12 protein-coding genes are annotated in these 14,019 nt (G+C 64.3%); 3 read left to right on the top strand and 9 right to left on the bottom strand.

All coding sequences use genetic code 11. The annotated features are described in order from the left end of the window. Positions 1-78 precede the first annotated feature (78 nt). Together RBB42_RS11710 and RBB42_RS11705 are read left to right on the top strand one after the other, a co-directional pair. Positions 79-780 carry a sulfotransferase family 2 domain-containing protein gene (locus RBB42_RS11710; RefSeq protein ID WP_305967637.1) on the top strand — a complete coding sequence of 234 codons (702 nt, stop codon included), beginning with the start codon at positions 79-81 and terminating at the stop codon, positions 778-780. A gap of 9 nt (positions 781-789) precedes the next feature. Further along, positions 790-2,115 (top strand): lipopolysaccharide biosynthesis protein, encoded by a 1,326-nt coding sequence (locus RBB42_RS11705; protein WP_305967636.1) that lies wholly within the window; start codon positions 790-792, stop codon positions 2,113-2,115. Between the two features lie 6 nt (positions 2,116-2,121). Here the strand turns inward: RBB42_RS11705 and RBB42_RS11700 are convergent, their stop codons facing one another. Next, positions 2,122-4,287 carry a polysaccharide biosynthesis tyrosine autokinase gene (locus RBB42_RS11700; protein ID WP_305967635.1) on the bottom strand — a complete coding sequence of 722 codons (2,166 nt, stop codon included), beginning with the start codon at positions 4,285-4,287 and terminating at the stop codon, positions 2,122-2,124. 601 nt (positions 4,288-4,888) lie between these two features. Here RBB42_RS11700 and RBB42_RS11695 point away from each other — a divergent pair. Then, positions 4,889-5,662 carry a hypothetical protein gene (locus RBB42_RS11695; RefSeq protein ID WP_305967634.1) on the top strand — a complete coding sequence of 258 codons (774 nt, stop codon included), beginning with the start codon at positions 4,889-4,891 and terminating at the stop codon, positions 5,660-5,662. Positions 5,663-5,857: 195 nt separating this feature from the next. On the opposite strand, the gene RBB42_RS11690 is transcribed toward RBB42_RS11695, so the two are convergent. The 8 genes from RBB42_RS11690 to RBB42_RS11655 all read right to left on the bottom strand — a co-directional run bounded on the left by RBB42_RS11690 (position 5,858) and on the right by RBB42_RS11655 (position 13,783). Then, positions 5,858-6,277 (bottom strand): lasso peptide biosynthesis B2 protein, encoded by a 420-nt coding sequence (locus RBB42_RS11690; protein ID WP_305967633.1) that lies wholly within the window; start codon positions 6,275-6,277, stop codon positions 5,858-5,860. A 2-nt stretch (positions 6,278-6,279) separates the two neighbouring features. Continuing rightward, positions 6,280-6,558: a PqqD family protein gene (locus RBB42_RS11685; RefSeq protein WP_305967632.1), complete on the bottom strand. Its 279-nt coding sequence runs from the start codon at positions 6,556-6,558 to the stop codon at positions 6,280-6,282. 113 nt (positions 6,559-6,671) lie between these two features. Next, the gene (locus RBB42_RS11680; RefSeq protein WP_305967631.1) at positions 6,672-7,826 is read right to left on the bottom strand and encodes a 50S ribosomal protein L11 methyltransferase; all 1,155 of its coding nucleotides are present in this window, start codon (positions 7,824-7,826) and stop codon (positions 6,672-6,674) included. Positions 7,827-7,831: 5 nt separating this feature from the next. Continuing rightward, positions 7,832-8,611 carry a hypothetical protein gene (locus RBB42_RS11675; protein WP_305967630.1) on the bottom strand — a complete coding sequence of 260 codons (780 nt, stop codon included), beginning with the start codon at positions 8,609-8,611 and terminating at the stop codon, positions 7,832-7,834. Positions 8,612-8,822: 211 nt separating this feature from the next. After that, entirely contained in the window at positions 8,823-8,984 is a 162-nt protein-coding gene (locus tag RBB42_RS11670) for a hypothetical protein (protein ID WP_305967629.1), read from the bottom strand. Positions 8,985-9,063: 79 nt separating this feature from the next. After that, positions 9,064-10,947, bottom strand: a complete 1,884-nt coding sequence (locus tag RBB42_RS11665) for an asparagine synthase-related protein (RefSeq protein WP_305967628.1) — start codon at positions 10,945-10,947, stop codon at positions 9,064-9,066. Then, the gene (locus RBB42_RS11660; RefSeq protein ID WP_305967627.1) at positions 10,944-12,614 is read right to left on the bottom strand and encodes an ABC transporter ATP-binding protein; all 1,671 of its coding nucleotides are present in this window, start codon (positions 12,612-12,614) and stop codon (positions 10,944-10,946) included. The genes RBB42_RS11665 and RBB42_RS11660 overlap by 4 nt, the downstream gene beginning before the upstream one ends. Beyond that, on the bottom strand, positions 12,611-13,783 hold the full coding sequence (locus RBB42_RS11655) for a nucleotidyltransferase domain-containing protein (RefSeq protein ID WP_305967626.1): 1,173 nt from the start codon (positions 13,781-13,783) through the stop codon (positions 12,611-12,613). Before RBB42_RS11655 ends, RBB42_RS11660 begins: the two co-directional genes overlap by 4 nt. Positions 13,784-14,019 lie beyond the last annotated feature (236 nt).

Here is a 14,019-nt window from a genome sequence, read left to right as displayed (position 1 = left end):
GCGCAGGACTGATCAGGTTGATTGCATCGGCGTCCACCCCGGGACCTTTGGTCTTTTAGAGATAGGGACAAGTTTGTCATGCCCATTTTCCATGATCAGAAACTGATTTTTGTACACATTCCGAAGAATGCCGGAAAATCTGTGGAATCCGCCTTTTTGGGACCGGGCGGGCCGGTGTCAGGAAAGCGCAGTTCGCTCAACGCTGCTTGCAAACTCTTGCTGCGCTGGACGTCGAGCGCCATTCCAAACCGAGAACTTCTCGGGAGCCTTGACTACACCTTTGCCGCACAGCACATGACTTTTCGTGAGATGACGGACTATGGTTTTGTTTCAGAAGAAAGATGTCCAGGCTATCGCAGCTTTGCCGTTATACGAAATCCGTTCGATCGCGCCGTATCTTCGGTCTTCCATCACTTCGCGGCGGACCTGCAATCCGGCACCCGTCGGATCGATGATCCGGCCTCTTTCACAAGGGCTCTGCGGGATTGGCTGGACAACATGCCGCGCGACCACAATCAGGTTGCGCACAAGAGAAGCCAGTCGGATTTCCTCAGCCTCGATGGCCGCAGCATCGGCGTGGATGAACTGATCCGCTACGAACATCTTGGCGAAGAAATCGCAGCCTTTTGTGATCGCAACGGCCTGCCCCCCGTAGAAATCGGATGGTCGGGCCGAAACAAGAGGAGCCGCGACTACCGGGACTACTTCTCCCCCGAGGCACGAGAAGTCCTGAAGATCCGGTATGAAAATGATCTCGACCTTCTCGGATATGCTTTTTAGGCGAACAGAATGATCCGAGGAAAATCCTCATCACCCGCCGCCGCCTTTCTGGGCACCTCTTTCTCCAGCATCCTCGTCGCTGTGCTGACCTTCGTGTCGGGGGTGCTGATCGCGCGGGCCCTGGGGCCGGAGGCGCGGGCGGAATACGGCACCGTTCTATTGATCGGCCAGACCGTGGCGGCGCTTGGAAGCCTGTCGTTCTTCGACGGCGCCATCGTGCGGCTGCGTGAGGACCCCGGACTGCTCGGCAGCGTCTTGCCCTCGATGGTCCTGGCTGCGCTGGCGATCAGTCTCGGCTCGACCGCGGTTGCGATTGTTGCGCTTGCGGTTGTCGACACCGGTCTGGTGGAGGTGACAGAGGGGCAGGTCCTGCTGATCAGCGCCCTTCTCATCCTGTCCGCGCTGATTTCGCAATGCTTCAGCGCCGCCGAACGCAGCCGGATGGATTTCTTCCTGGTCAACCTCTCGCGGGTCACCGGTCCGGCGATCTTCAGCCTGTTGATCGTGATCGCCTGGGTCGTCCAGGACGGCGACCTCTCGGCCTATGTCGTGCTGATGCTCTTTATCCTGGCCAAACTGCCTGTCCTGACGATCTGGTTGATCCGCTACGCGCGGCACATCTTCGGCCCCCTGTCCTGGAGTTTCCTGCGCGACACCGGGCGCATCGGGTTGAAGCTGCACATGGCAATCGCGGTCGGGGCGATCGCCGGGCAGATCGACCGCCTGATTGCCATCGGTGCCTGGTCGAAGGACCTGCTGGGGCTGTATTTCGTTGCTTTCTCTGCCGTCGGCGCGGGGTACGGAGTGATCACGACCGCGATCAACACGGTGCTGTTTCCCTACCTCGCCGGGATGGAGGCCGGGGAACGGCAGGATCGGGTCCACCTGATCATCCGGCTCACGCTGCTGATTTCCCTGGGCACGGTTCTGGTGGGGTTCTGCATCCTGCCCTTCGCCATCCCGCTGCTTTACGGGGACGACTACCTTGGCGCCACGCCGATGGCGCTGGGGCTACTCGGAGCGCTGGCGGTGCTGCCGCTCCGGGCGGTGGTGCTGGAGGCCGGTCGTTCGTTGGGCAAGGGGCGCCCCTCGGTCGAAATGGCGCTGGTTTCCATCACGGTCATGATGGGCCTCTACGGCCTGACCGGTTTTGCCACGCCCGCCCAGTTGATCGTCTCGCTCGGGCTGGCGAACCTGCTGTCGATGCTGGCGGGGGCGCGGCACCTGGTGCGGGACGGGGTGATCCGTCCGGGATGGCACCTGCTGCCGGGCATGGCGGATGCCCGGCGGCTGTCGTCGATGATCGCGGAACGCGGTGGGCGGCGCCGCCGCTGAGACCCGTCAGTCACTCCGACCGTAGTAATTGCTGCCGTAATTGGCATAGGCCCCGTAACGGTTGCCGTAGCCGTACCGCTTCATGCCCTTGGGGTCGATCTGGGTCAGGACCGTGCCCGCTACGTTCACGCCGTCAGACTGCAAGAGCTTGAGACCGTCCTGAATCTGGTGCGGCGGGGTCTTGTCCCAGCGCGACAGGTAGATCGAGGTATCGGCCTGCATGCCGATCAGTCGCGCATCTGGCACCACCAGCACCGGCGGCGTATCGATGATGATCACGTCATACCGTTCCCGCAGGTCCCGCATGAGGCCCGCGTACCGTTCCGAAGTGAACAAATCGGCAGCATTGTAGGTCGAGCGATCCGCCAGAAGGAGATCGAAATCCATGTCTTCGATATGCGTGATGCTCTGTTCGATGGTTGCGTCACCCAGCATGACCGACGTGAAGCCGGTCTTTGACGGGTTGTCGACATACTCCCGGAAGGTGCGACGCCGGAGGTCGGCCTCAACCAGCAGCGTGCGCTTGTTGATGGCCCCGAACTGCTGCGCCAGATAGAACGCGAGGGTCGTTTTGCCTTCGCCGGGCACGGAGGAGGTCAACATGATGACCTGCGGCGGGTGGTCGATGTCGCTCAACAGCAACGAGGTGCGCAGGTTGCGGACCGCCTCGGCAATGGGCGCCGTGGGATTGTTCCGGATAAAGCGAAACAGCGCCTTGCGCTTGCGCAGCTTGATCCGGGGAATCTGGCCGACGACAGGCATCGCGGTCATAAGTTCCAGTTCTCCGGCAGTGCGCATTCCCGAGGGCATGAAATGCCGGGCCATGACGATCGCGATCCCGATCAAGCCACCAACCAGCGTCCAGAACAGGGCGATGCGGGATTTCTGCGGCGCGACCAGCCGGGCATCGACCGCTTCTGACAGGATGCGGCTGTCGGCCCGCTGCAGCTCGGTCTGTACCGTGGCCTCTTTCAAGCGCGCCAGGAATGTCTCGTAGAGGATCCGTGTCGCTTCGCTTTCGCGCAGGAGGTCGTTCAGATTAAGCAGGTCCGCGGTCTGCTCGCGGCTTTCCTCCGCCAGCGTCGCGGCACTCTCTCTCAGGGCGGTCAGGCGCGTTTCCTCGCGCGTGATATCCTGTTCAAGGTCGGCAAGCACCGTATCGATCCGGGCAGAGATCGCGGGGTTGCCGATCTCGATGCCCCGGTTGATGAGTAGCCGGAGTTGCGGGTCGTTGAGCCGCGTGATCAGGTCGTCGATCCGGCCTTCGTCGCGCAGGGCCCGGGCCTCGGTCAGACGGTTCCGCATCTGATCCAGATCCGCCGCGGCATCGGCTGCCCGCCGCTCGGCCTCTCTCAGGCGAACGTTCAACTGGTCAAGCGCCTCGGGACTGATCAGGTCGCTTTCGGCGCGCAACGTCTTGACGGCGTTCTCCTGATCTTCCAGCTCGGTCTTGAGTTCGGTAACCTGGTTCGACAGGAAATCGATCGCAAAGCGGGTAGCCTCGAACTTCTTGCGGACCTGGTCTTCGATGTACAACTCGGCCAGGCGGTTGGCCAAGGTCATGGCCTTCTTTGGGTCCTGCGTGCTGACCGATACATCGACAAGATAGGTGTACCTGGGCGCCGTCGCCTTCACCGTACGCTGTACTACGGTCACGGTGCGCTGGATTTGCTCCTCGCGGCTCGCGGGCGCTTCGGGCTCGGGGGGGGCCCGGTCGCGTATGTAGTTCAATGCCAAGCTGATCAGCTGACGTAGCGAAAAACCACCGCCGGTCCCGAGGTAGGGATTGAAGTCCGGATCATTCACCAGGTCGAGGTCACGCACCAGTTGCTCGACCAGCTTGCGGGAAGCGATCACCTCCAACTCGGTGTTGATCGAGGCGTAATCCATGGAGAGCCCGGAGGCGACGCTTTCCAGATTGACGACCTGCGCGTTCTGACCACTCAGCATGAGCCGTGTGGAAGCCGAATAGATCGGCGTAGCCGTCATCGCGACATAGACGCCATAGACCGCCAGCATCAGGGCAAAGGCCGCGATGATCATCTTGCCACGCCACAGGATACCTATGAGGTTCAACAGGTCGAAGCTGGGGGCTTCCTCGGACTTGAGCGGATCGATCCGCGCACCGGCACCAGCCAATTTCCTTGGAATGCCTGTCGATTCGGAATTCATCTCTGACCTTCGTTTAGGGATGGAGCGACCCAGGCGATCCCACACTGGAAATGGCACATTGCAAGTCGTGGGCTGGATAAGGGCTTTTGCCCTTCCTGTAAAGCCAACAGACCCGGCGTGCACCCCCTGTCAACATCGGCTGCCGCGTTTCCGTCCCCCCTTCAAATTTCGAATGCCAGCCAGTGCTCGTACTCATCGACTTGCGATGCGCGGCTGGCGGCCACTGGCCGGACCGTATCGGGGGTGGAGCACGGATTTTCGGATCGCTTCAGCATCGAGCGAACAGGGCCGACCCATCCCGCGCAAGCGGGGCTTTTCGGCGCCGGAATTCATGGCAGTCGCCAATCGCAACAAGCCGCTGGTCCGCTCTCCGGACTCGGACGGCCAGAGGCTGGATCTGGTCGCTTGTCGCGGGGTGACGGACAGGCAAAGCACGTCACCGTGCGTTGTTGCAGACCGCTCCGACCGGTGCTAGCCCGGCTCAGGATTGCAGGCTGCGCAGCGGCCCTGGCCGCTTGCAACAGCTGTTCCATTCGGCAAGACTGACGCCGGCGTTTGACCACTTGGAAAACGTCGGATGCATTGAACTTAGGAGAGGCTCTTGAAGGTAGCCCAGCGTTTTCCCTGGTACGACAGCCCCTGGATGAACCGCTACTTCGCAGCGCGAGAGTACTTGGCGGCGCACAATCCGGAGAAGTTGAAGACCTTCGAAGCCGCAATGGACAAGCTTCGGACACGGCAGGACTTCGAAGTGATCGAGATCGAGAATTTCCTCGATCAGAAAGATCACGAAGCCGCCAAGGCTGTCATCCGCGAGACCGGCAGGGACCGCTACGAGATGCACGAGCTCAAGCAGTTCGGGCGTTTCGTCGTCCACAACCACGAAACCTTCAACGACCTTCAGGCCCGCATGGCCGACAGGATTGGCGAGTTGGTCGGTGAAGAGGTCGAACCTTGCTACAATTTCCTTTCCATGTATTGGGCTATGGGCGTCTGCCCAATTCACATGGATGCACCGCTGGCCAAGTGGACCGTGGACATCTGCATCGAGCAAACCGACGTTTGGCCGATCCATTTCAGTCGCATCGTTCCCTGGCCCGAACCGCTGGACAAGATTTCCGAGACCTGGGAAGAGGATCTCAAGAACGATCCCGACCTGGACTATCGGTCGTTCGAGTTGCAGCCCGGCAATGCGATCATCTTCTCCGGCAGTTCGCAGTTTCACTACCGCGACCGCATAACCGGTGCCGTTCCGGGCAAGGATGCCTTCTGCAACCTGGTTTTCCTGCACTACGTCCCCAAAGGCACCGCAGCTTATGTGGACCCCAAGGACTGGGCCGAGTACTTCGGCGTTCCCGAACTGGTTTTCGAGTAAAATCAGCGGCTTGACAGCGGCGGCGCCCCGGCCCGGCTCGTCGGGTTCGGTCGTGCGCCGCCCTGTTCGGCTGTTCGTGCCAGCACACTGACCGGCAAGGGCGCTGTTGATGGGCTGGCCCACGGGCGGCCTCGTTCCGGCCGAGGCGACCCGCCTCTCGACCTCCAAACCGTGTGCGGCTCCGGGCAGGCCGTCTCAGGCCGTCTGGAAGGCGCGGTAGCGCGTCACGTCGCCCCCCGTCACCGTGATCCCATGACTGAGAAGCCAGGCATGGGCTTCGAACCGGGGGCCCTGCTGTCCGGGAACACCGATCACCAGGCGGCTGTCGATGCCCTGCGCAGCAAGCCAGGCACGGGCGGCCAGCGCCTGAACGAGGCAGTCGCTGCGCCAGGGCACGAAACGGGCCGCGACCGCGACGGCCCAGGCGGTGCGATCAATGGCACGGCGCTGCGCGGCGCTTGGCTGTGGCGAGGGTGGCTGCCGGTCAGCGATGGCCCCGACCCAGGCCTGGCTGCCCTGCCTGGTCCGCAGCCGCGCCTGTCCAAGCAACGCTGCGGCCCGGGCCACGTCGACCAGCCGGCGCGGCGTGACCTTGCGCACCCCCCTCAAGTTCAAGTTCAGCCCTCCTGCGCGACGATCAGGGACTGGGCGTCGAGATCCGACATGACGGCCCGGATGTCCTGGCGCAGCACATCCTCGGGCACGTCGTATTCCCCCAACAGAGCCGCGCACAGTGTATCCACCGACGCGCCCTGCCCCAAAAGATCCCACATACGGGCCCCGACCGGGTTCAGACCGTAATAGGTGTCGGTCCTGAAGCTCAGCAGGACAATTTCATCCCCGGTCGCGGTCGAGACCACCTCAGGATGGGTTTCATAGTGGGTTTTGTCATCCATTTCAGGTCCTTCCAAGCTTTGGCAGAAGATTACCAAGGCGCCGCTGTCCCGACAATCTCTGCCAAGGCGGCAATTGCCATCATGTTTTCACGCCTGCCGATGCTGTCCCGTTGTCAGCTCACAGCATGATACCGTTCGGCCAGATCGGCAACGTAGACCAGCGCTTCGGCCTCGGTCTGGAAACGGTCGGGGGCGCGTTCCACCACCTCGCGCGCGATGGCGCTCAGCGGGGTCGCGCCGTCAAAGCGCGTCAGGCAGTACCGGTCGAGTTCCACGCTTGCGCTCACCGGCGGGCAATAGGAACCGGAACGACGGCGCAGATCCGCGGCGGTGACGAAATCGCTGAGCGCCGTGGATTGCGCGTACCGCAGGTCGGGCGCCCCTGCGCGCGTGATCCGCGATTTCCAGGAAATCGGATAGCCGCCGGAGGAATAGCAGAAATCCAGAGACACCTCCGCGGTGTCGCCGGGGCTCATGTCGACCGGGTGCTCGAAGGGCAGGAAAAGTTGACCATAGGTGAGAGGCGGCGCCTCGGGCGCGTTCGAGAACCCGAACCCGCCCGCCAGTTCCGCGTCGAACCAGACGAGCACCCCGTGCGCCTGCGCCGCCCGGGTCGCGGAAAGCGTCACCTCGCCCGAAAAGCTGGGATCCGAGATCCTCGCGTAGTCCAGTTCGCCCAGATCCGCAGCGTCGGAAATCTGTGCCTCGGCGGTGACACTGACCTTGTGCGTATTCGCAACGGAAAAGCGGCGACCAAGGGACAGGTCGACCCCGAAGGGATTTGTATCCCAGGGGTCGAATCGCTCGGCAAGTGACCCATCGCTGACCAACGCACACCGCAGCCTGTCGCGCTGCGTCACCAGCACGCCCTCCGGCGCCAAGAGCCGTGTACGGGCATCGACGATGGTGGGGATGTGATGTGTGAACAAGGGAATCGAGCCGCGCAGGTCGGCGATGATCACATCGGCGCGGCAGTCCTCTCCCAGCTCTCGGGAGACACCCCGGACGAAGGTGATGCGGTCGGCGCAGCCGTTGGCGCGCGCCAGTTCCGGACCCAGTTCGATCGCCCCGGCCGGTTCCACCGCGATGACCCGTCCAGCGCCGTACTGGCAGGAAAGAAGAGAGAAGAAACCAAAGCCGGCGCCGAGGTCCAGCACGGTACAACCGGGGGTGATCACACTGCGCAGCGCCTTGGCATAGGCGGTCATGCGCGGGCTTTTTCGGATCATCCTGCCGTAGCTGGCCACGGAATATGTGCCGTAATTCATGCCTGTCAGGGCAGCGCAATCGGGGCTGCCATCTCCTGTCTTGTGTTGGTCCCGACCCGGTCAAGCGTGTCGCGGACAAGGTCGATCACCTCGGGCAACCGGGCGTAGTCGCGCGGGTAATTCAAGGCAAAGCCGGGCACCGCAGCGGCGACGGCGCTTGCCGCGCCAAGGCGGCCATGCGCGGCGGCCGGATCGACCGGATCAAGGGCAAAGCTCTGCCGGACCAGGGCCATGCAGAGCGTCAAAGCGGTCAGCGGCCGGACCGCGACCTCGTTTGTGCCATCTTCGCCGCCCAACAAAAGGACGGCCCGCAGGCGGGTTGTCTCTGCCGGATCGGCCGGGTCGCCAGGGTCGAGGCGGTACTTGTCCAGGTAATCGGCCACCGGCGACATCCCGGCGGGTGGCTCGGGAAACAGCTGTTCGAGGGAATCGGGATGCAGCCGCAGGCTGGGATAGATCGCGCTGGCAGAGACCCCCGGGCCGTCGTTCAGCAGTTCCATCGCGTCGTCGCCCAGCAATCGCCAGCCCGCACCGCGCAAGGCCGCCGACAAGGTCGACTTGCCAAGCCCGGAGTCGCCCAACAGGCAGATCGCATCCTCGCCCCGGGCGACCAGCGCCCCATGCACCACAAGCTCGCCAGCATCGGCGATCAGGCGTGGAAACAGGATATCCAGGACAAAATGTTCGAGGGTCGCGGCAGAGATGTCGGGGACCAGAGGGTAGACCCGCACCGTTCTGTCAGTGCGCGACACCTCGGCACGGACCAGATCGGGGAAATCGACCATCAAGCCATCGCCCCCGCTGTCGGGGGTGGCGACGGTCAGATTTCCAAATGGACAGGTCCAAAGAACCGTGCGGGCGCCTTGGCCCGCACCTTCCGAGTACCGAGAGAATGACATCTCCCAGCCCCGCCGGCGAAGTGCACCATGCAGTTTCGAAAGGCCGCCGGCCACTTCCATCACGGTCAGTCAGGGCTGTTCGCGGGTCGCGATCGCCTCAGTTCATCGTTCCGGTCGGGAAGCTGCCGGTTTCCATGCCGGCCTGCGACCCGGATGCGGTCAGGGCCGAAACTTCGCCAAAGATCTCAAGCTTGGGCGCGGCATATGTCTTGAGAGCACGCTGGTCTGCTTGATCGGTGTTCTTGTCAACGCTCGCCATGATGTCAGTCTTTCTTTGATTCAATTTCAAAACGATGTCTGCGTGCCTGGGGTCAAAAGCGGATCGCACTCCGACTTGTTCACGCACCATACACTTCTAACCAGCTTTGGAGGAACACGATTTCGCTCCAGATTTCAAGATCTGTCGCATTGTCCAGAACGCATTTATGCGGAATTGTGCCGGGCCGCAGGAAACGTTGCGCCGTTTCCGTGCCGGGGAACGTCCCGGGCAGCAGGTCAGGCGCCGAGGTAAAGACCGCTCTGGTGAAATCCCAACCGTGGTGATCGCGGACCCGGTTCCAGCGAATCGAGTCCGGCAGGCGCCCGTCCATCGCGCTGCGCAGGATGAACTTTGCGTATCCGTTTCGCCAGATCTGGCTGTCGGGCAAGGACAGGCAGAACTTCAGGACGCGCATGTCGCGGTACGGATCGCGCGACTCGACCCCCTGCGCCGCCGCAACCCGGTCGTAGCGCTCGGCACCGGCCATCACGTAGTCTGCCGTCATTCTCGACGCGCGCTCGGCGGCCAGCGCCAGCCCCTCGGGGTAGTTGCGCGCCCGGTAGCGCGCCCGGCGACCCGCGAAATCGTGTTTCACAAGCAATTCCGGCGCGGCCAGAGAGCGCGAGATGTGCCGCCTCTCGCTCTGCTCGGTCAGCCAGGCATGGCGCCTCTGGCGAAGCCCCGCCGGGACCACGCGCCCCCAGGCCGCGCGCAGCAGAATCCACCAGAAGTCCTTTTGCCGCCGCTTGGCCCGGGCCTCGCCCCGGGCAAAGCGCAGGATGTCGCGCCACCGTCCGTCGCGGATGGCCGCCTCGAGGACGTTGCCGCGGGCAAAGGCCGTATCGCCGGAAACCCCGTCCAGCACGACCTTCACTCCTGCCTGTGCCGCGGTCATGTAGACGGCGGCGATTATCGTCATGTTGCCGTCAAACGGATCGTCCAGATCGTCAATTCGGGCCCGCAGCGCGGGCAGCAGCGGCCCCAGCCTGTCACACCGGATGGCCGTGGGGGCAATGCCCGGCAGCCCCATCGCGTCGTCGATCAGCCGCGTTTCGACCCGCGCAGGGTCGGGCCCCGTGCCCGAAAACGTCGGCAACGGCCCCCGGCCCTGCGCCGCCAGCAGATCCGCCGCCACGGCGGCGACCGACCCCGAGTCCATCCCCCCGCTCAGCATTGCCCCGGGGGTCTCGGGGCTGCGCAACCGGCAGCGTACGGCCTCGGTGAAGACCTCGGTGAAGGCCTCGGCATAGGCGGCATCCGACGGCAGGCATAGCCGTTCTTCCGGCTCCAGCCGCCAATAGCGCCGCAGCCGCAGGCCCCTTGCATCCACCGTCATGGAATGCGCGGCGGGGAGGCGCAGGACCCCCTCGAAAAAGGTCACCTCGCCGTCCACCCCCTCGATTTCGCAATCGATGAAATCCAGCACCCGCGCCTCGTTCACGCGCGCGGGCACGTCCGGCAGTGTCACCAGGGCCCGCGCGTCGGTGGCGAAGGCAAAGAGCGCCCCGGGCCGGTGGGTATAGATCAGCTGCCGCATGGCCATGCGGTCGCGGGCGCAAAAGATCGCCTGCCGCCGGGGGTCGCGGATCGCGAAGGCGAAATCGCCCAGCAGGTGGTCCACGCAGTCCTCGCCCCAACGCAGGTAGGCGCGCAGGATCAGCTCTCCATCGCCCGGGGATCGCGCCTCCGGCCCTGCTCCGAGCGCCGTCAACAGTTCTGCGCGGTTGTCGAGACGGGCATCGGCGGTGATCGTGCATCCGGTGTCCGAGTGGGTCAGCGGCAGGACCTCGTAGAGCGCCTCGGGCGTCGTGGCGAGGTTGCAGTGGCCGAGCGCCACCGGCCCCTCTTGCCAGGCATGCGATCCGTCCGGCCCCCGGCGGCGCAGCCTGTCCATGACCGGCGCCAGCGGATCGGGCCGCAGCGCGGCGCCGCTCAGGTCCCAGTACCCGCAAATGCCGCTCATGACCCGGCGCCCATGTCCAGGTCTCGGCCGGAGGGCACGATGCGCCCCTGTTCCAGGCGCACCGTGGCATCCGCCAGAGCCAGGCTCGCCGGGCGATGGGTGATCAGGATCACTGTCCGACCGGCCAGCGCCTCGCGCGCCGACTCGACAAATGCCGCCTCGCCCTCGGGGTCGAACATTGCGGTCGGCTCGTCGAGGATCAGGATCGGCGGGTCCTTGATCAGGCTGCGTGCCAGCGCGATCCGCTGGCGCTGCCCCCCCGACAGGCGCACCCCGCGCGACCCGATGGTGGTGTCGAACCCCTCGGGCAGCGCACGGATGAATTCATCCGCATGAGCCAGTCGGGTGGCGCGGTGCAGCGCCTCTTCCGGGACATCCTGCCGCCCGAAGAGAATATTGTCGCGGACCGTGCCGTCGAACAGCAACGTCTGCTGTGGCACCACGCCGATCAGACCGCGCAGCGCGGCCAGGTTCAACTCGCGAATATCGGTGCCATCCAATAGCACCCGGCCCGCATCCGGCTCGTTGAACCGCAGGATCAGGTCGACCAGCGTGCTCTTGCCTGCGCCGTTCTCGCCGGTCAGGGCCAGCACCCGTCCTGCCGGAACTGTCAGGCTGACACCGTTCAGCGTGCCGCGCCGCCCGGTATGGGAAAAGGAAACCTCATCGAACCGGATCTCGCCGCTGACGGTGTCGGGTCGCAATCCGGTGGCCAGATCCTCGCCCGGTTCGTCCAGCACGTCCTCGAAGCGCTGAAGCGAGCCGCGAACCGATTCCGTCCGTCCCCAGAAACTGGCCAGGTCCGAGATCGGCTGCGTCAGCAGCCCGGCATAGAGCAGAAGGCTGACCAGTTCGCCGATCGGCAGATCCCCGGACCGCACCCGTTCGCCAGATAGCCAAAGCACAAGGATCACCGCCGAGGCCGCCACGAAACGCATCATCGGGCCGGTCGCGACCTGAAGGCGGCCAACACGAATTCCCAAGTCCTTCTGGCGATGCGTGAGGCGGGCATAGCGGGCCGCTTCGCGGGCCTCCTGCGAGAAACTCTTGATCGCGGGCAGAATGGCGAGGTTTTCTTCGGCCAACGAGATCGCCGCGCCATATGTGTCGCGCAGGTCCATCGACAGCGGACGGATGCGGCGGTAGGCCAGCTTGGAAACCAGGACAAAGATCGGCACGGCAAGCGCCATAGGCCATGCCAGTGCCGGGTCGAGGCGCAGCATCAGCACCAAGGCTCCGAACAGCGTCAGCACCGTCGGCAAGAGCGCAATGACGTCGCCCGTCAGATAGTCGGCGATGGTATCCACGTCCCGGGTCAACACCGATATCTGGTCGCCGGGCCGCCGATTTTGGAAATACCGGACCGGCAGGCTCTGGAAATGGTCGTACAGGCGGGTGCGCATGTCCGCGAGGATCCGCTGTGTCGTCGTCAAGAGCGCCAACCCGTTGGCGATCCTCAGCGCCGTACGCAGCGCGATCAGCCCGATCAGGGCCAGGACGATGGCCCCCACGCCGATTTCGGCGCTGTCGATCAACCCGCCGACCAGCCTGCCGCCGACCCAGGGGATCGCCAGCGCGATGCCGGTTTCGAGCATCTGCAACGCCAGGGCGAGCGCCAGCCTCCCTTTGTAGGCTGTCCCGAATTGCAGGACCCTTGCCAGCTTCACGCGCCGGGCCTCCCCTTCCGCGACAGCGCTCCAAGACCGCGCACAATCCGTCGGAAGTAGAGCCTCGTCAGCGTTTCATCGCTCCCGGCACGGCCAAAGGCCGCGCGCATGTAGGCGGCCGGCGGAAAGACCGTTTCCCGCAGAAACCCGATCTTCTGACCAAACCCGGGCGTGGCAGCCAAGTCAGCCAGCAACTTGCCGACGCGCCCGGCCCCGAGAAACCGCAGCGGTGCTTCGTTCGGCGGCGCCTGTTCGAGCGCCTCCAGCACATTCGCGGGCAGGTCAAGCCCTGCCCGGTCACGCGCCGCGACGAGCGAGGCGTGGCAGATCCGCAAGAGACCCTTTTTTCGGGCGCGCTGCACAAAGGTTTCCCAGTCCTGCTGCGAAAGGACACGCCCGATCCGAACCATGTCCAGCAGCCAGATCAGGCGGTTCCGGCTGAGGTGCCACCTGCCCGCCACGGTGATCGGGACGTCGATATGCATGAACCGGTGATAGCAGGCGAACAGCAATGCATCGACGTTGCCGGGGCGTAGCAGCGCCGGATGGAGCCCGTCCAGCGGTTCGGCCCGCGCCCGCAACTCGGGATAGGCGAACACCGCGGCCAGCGCCGCGTGGTTGTTCGTCTGTCGGTGAAGATCGATCACATGGTGCAGCCCGTGCGCGTCCCGCATCGCGTAGCAGCGTTGCGACCTGACGATCCGTCCACCGGGAGCCGAGGCAAGGGAAAATCCATGCGCCGTCAGGACTTCCGCGGCCCTGTCGAAGTCCGCTTCTGCAACCAGGATGTCCGTGTCGCCCCGGGGGCGGAGAAACGGCTTGTCATAGACCGAATAGGCCAGAGCCACCCCTTTCAGGACCATCGGCTCGATCCCCTTGGCGGCAAAGTCTGACGCGAGTTGGGTCAGGATCCGCCCGTGCGCCAGTTCCTGAAAGGCATGACCGCGGGCAACTTTGCGCATCTGCTCCGCCAAATCGGCGGGCTGGGCCCGCATCAATTCGGCGTCCTCAACCAAGGTGCCGACGATCCCGTGATAGGCCATGCGGTTCACCAGTTCGGCGGCCTCCCAATCCGGCTTTGGCGGGACCGCCTCGAAATCCCGGCGCAGGCAGGCGGACAGCCAGGCATCGACGACGGCCACCTCCTCCGCGGTCTCCGATTGTGTCATGGCGTCTCCATCCCGTCGCCTTGCCGCCGGTGGCGTTCGACCAGTCCCCGCCAGCGTCGCAAACCGGGGTCAGGGAAAAGGCACAGGCTTGTCAGTTGCCTGGCCAGATCCCCCTGCAGGGCTTCTTGTCCGCCTCGCAGGTCATCAATTCAAGCACCATTTTTCGGACCGGTATCCGTTTCGATGGCCATAGACGCATGCAGGGGCAACCGGATGTGACGCGCCCTCTTGCGTTG

The organism is Mameliella sp. MMSF_3455, assembly GCF_030733205.1.
Classification (GTDB): Bacteria; Pseudomonadota; Alphaproteobacteria; order Rhodobacterales; family Rhodobacteraceae; genus Antarctobacter.
This window is presented reverse-complemented; position numbering and strand designations above follow the sequence as displayed.

Excerpts from the sequence above, each read along its gene's own strand:
- RBB42_RS11710 (WP_305967637.1), top strand. The coding sequence starts at position 79 with ATGCCCATTTTCCATGATCAGAAACTGATTTTTGTACACATTCCGAAG.
- RBB42_RS11705 (WP_305967636.1), top strand. The coding sequence starts at position 790 with ATGATCCGAGGAAAATCCTCATCACCCGCCGCCGCCTTTCTGGGCACC.
- RBB42_RS11700 (WP_305967635.1), bottom strand. The coding sequence starts at position 4,287 with ATGAATTCCGAATCGACAGGCATTCCAAGGAAATTGGCTGGTGCCGGT.
- RBB42_RS11685 (WP_305967632.1), bottom strand. The coding sequence starts at position 6,558 with ATGGATGACAAAACCCACTATGAAACCCATCCTGAGGTGGTCTCGACC.
- RBB42_RS11680 (WP_305967631.1), bottom strand. The coding sequence starts at position 7,826 with ATGAATTACGGCACATATTCCGTGGCCAGCTACGGCAGGATGATCCGA.
- RBB42_RS11675 (WP_305967630.1), bottom strand. The coding sequence starts at position 8,611 with ATGGTCGATTTCCCCGATCTGGTCCGTGCCGAGGTGTCGCGCACTGAC.
- RBB42_RS11670 (WP_305967629.1), bottom strand. The coding sequence starts at position 8,984 with ATGGCGAGCGTTGACAAGAACACCGATCAAGCAGACCAGCGTGCTCTC.
- RBB42_RS11665 (WP_305967628.1), bottom strand. The coding sequence starts at position 10,947 with ATGAGCGGCATTTGCGGGTACTGGGACCTGAGCGGCGCCGCGCTGCGG.
- RBB42_RS11655 (WP_305967626.1), bottom strand. The coding sequence starts at position 13,783 with ATGACACAATCGGAGACCGCGGAGGAGGTGGCCGTCGTCGATGCCTGG.